This is a genomic window from Vibrio sp. 1288 (assembly GCF_033344475.1).
The window spans coordinates 1-777 of record NZ_JAWPOX010000381.1; the positions used below are offsets into that span (position 1 = coordinate 1).

Sequence of the window (777 nt, forward strand, 5' to 3'; positions counted from 1 at the left end):
CGCCAAGCGCTGAGAATAAACACTATCTAGGTACTGACGTTATTGGTCGCGATATTTTAGCGCGCTTGGTGTATGGCTTCCGTACTGCGATGGGGTTTGCGTTGTTAACGATGGCGGTGTCCTACGCTATTGGTACCGCTGGAGGCTGTGCCATGGGCTTTTGGGGCGGCAAGGTCGAGCTATTTGTCCAACGGTTGATTGAGGTTTGGTCAATGGTGCCATTCCTGTACGTCATTATGATTTTGGTGTCCATCGTTCAACCGACTTTCACGCTCTTTGTCGCCATCAACGTGTTGTTTGGATGGATGGGGATGACATGGTACATGCGTACCATGACTTATAAAGAATCTGCACGCGAATACGTAATGGCAGCTCGTGCGTTGGGTGCCTCGACAGGCCGAATCCTGTTTAACCATATTCTGCCAAATACCATGGTCATGATTGTCACCTTAGCGCCATTTACTATTGCCGCCAATATCACCGCACTGACAGCGCTTGATTATCTTGGTTTAGGCTTGATGCCACCAACACCAAGCTGGGGTGAGTTACTGCAGCAAGGTAAGTCCAACTTGGACTCGCCATGGATTGTGGCGTCTGTTGTGACTTCCATTGTACTGGTACTGGTGATGGTCACCTTTATCGGTGAAGCGATTCGAGCGGCATTCGACCCGAAAAAATTCACACGCTATGTTTAAGCATGCATTGTGAGCAAAACATAAAAAAGGGAAGTTTTATGAAAAGAATAATTTTAGCGTCCACGCTAAGCGCCCTAAGTTT

Annotated in this window: 1 protein-coding gene; it reads left to right on the forward strand. The window is 47.9% G+C overall.

Annotation, left to right across the window (positions count from 1 at the left end):
• Positions 1-695 (forward strand): ABC transporter permease subunit (locus tag R8O11_RS26900; protein ID WP_318194834.1); only part of this gene is annotated, 695 nt, incomplete at its 5' end.
• Positions 696-777: the final 82 nt, after the last annotated feature.